1 protein-coding gene and 1 pseudogene are annotated in these 1,185 nt (G+C 69.1%); both read right to left on the bottom strand.

Features of this window, described 5'->3' with window-relative positions; all coding sequences use genetic code 11:
• The coding region (locus AB0I03_RS26885; protein ID WP_360417432.1) for a M48 family metalloprotease at positions 1–562 on the bottom strand (562 nt) is incomplete at its 3' end.
• A 248-nt stretch (positions 563–810) separates the two neighbouring features.
• A pseudogene (locus tag AB0I03_RS26880) lies at positions 811–1,185 on the bottom strand (LLM class flavin-dependent oxidoreductase); the annotation flags it as partial.

The raw sequence follows: 1,185 nt of genomic DNA, 5'->3' as shown, positions 1-1,185 counted from the left end.
TGGCGGCATTCTGATCGCGGTTGTTGCGCCCGACACCGCTCCACAGGGCAGCGCGGGTGATGATGCCGGCCAGCACCCCGAGGAACGACGCGATGGTCATCACCGCGACATCGCGATGGGCGACGTGCGACAGCTCGTGGGCCAGCACGCCCTCCAGTTCCTCCGGCTCCAGCCGCCTGAGCAGCCCGGTCGTCGCGCAGACCATGGAGTTCTGCTGGTTACGGCCGGTGGCGAAGGCATTCGGTACATCGGATTCGGCGATCGCGACCCTCGGCTTGGGCATATCGGCCAGGGCACAGAGCCGGTCCACGGCACCGTGCAGCTCGGGCGCCTGTTCCGGCGTGACCTCGTGCGCCCCCATGCTGTAGGCCGCGATCCGGTCGCTGAACCAGAACTGTGCGACGAACATGCCCCCCGCGATCAGCAGCACCACCACCCAGGCGCCCTTGAGCAGTACCACCAGCGCGCTGACGACCACGACGTACAGCAGCCCGATGAAGAACATCGTCATGACCATGCGCGAGGTCAGCCCGCGGTCCGGGGCGAATCGGGTCTGTGCCATGGCTCCTCCACAACGCACCGCATTTCGCACAGTGCGCCGGCCCGGTCACGCAGTCGTCTCCGCGCGCCGGGTCCCGCACACTGCACCGCTGCCCCAATTCTCCCTCTTGCCGGCTATATACCGGGTAAAGCCCCGGCCGGGATACCGGGGTGAATCGGGATGTACGGCCTGAAGTCGAGGCTGGGTGGCTAGGGCGTGTCCACAAAGTCCCGTCGTTCGCCCGGGGGGCGGGACTTTGCGGACACGGCCTAGGCGCCGAGCTGCGCCAGCCCCTCGGTGGCAATCCGCTCGAAGACCGCCGGGTCGGCCGCGAAGACCGAATCCGCGATCGGCCAGTGGATGACCAGTTCCTCGATGCCCAGCTCGGCGTGGCGCCCGGCGAAGTCCACGAAGGCATCCACGGAGTCCAGCGGCTGGTCCGGGGTGAAGCCGGTCAGCATGATCTTGTGGAGCTCGGCGAAGTCCCGGCCCTGGTCGGCGCACGCCTTGGCCAGCCCCTCGACCTGCCTGCGAATGGCCTCCCGCGACTCGGCCGGGGTGCCGCCCGCGTTCGACACCTTGGGGTCACCGGTGGTCACCCACGCCTGCCCGTAGCGGGCCGCCAGCTTCAGCCCGCGCGGGCC

It is taken from the genome of Glycomyces sp. NPDC021274 (genome assembly GCF_040641195.1).
Taxonomy (GTDB): Bacteria; Actinomycetota; Actinomycetes; order Mycobacteriales; family Micromonosporaceae; genus Glycomyces.
The sequence above is the reverse complement of the archived record's forward strand: the minus strand, read 5'-3'. Positions and strand labels throughout refer to the sequence as shown.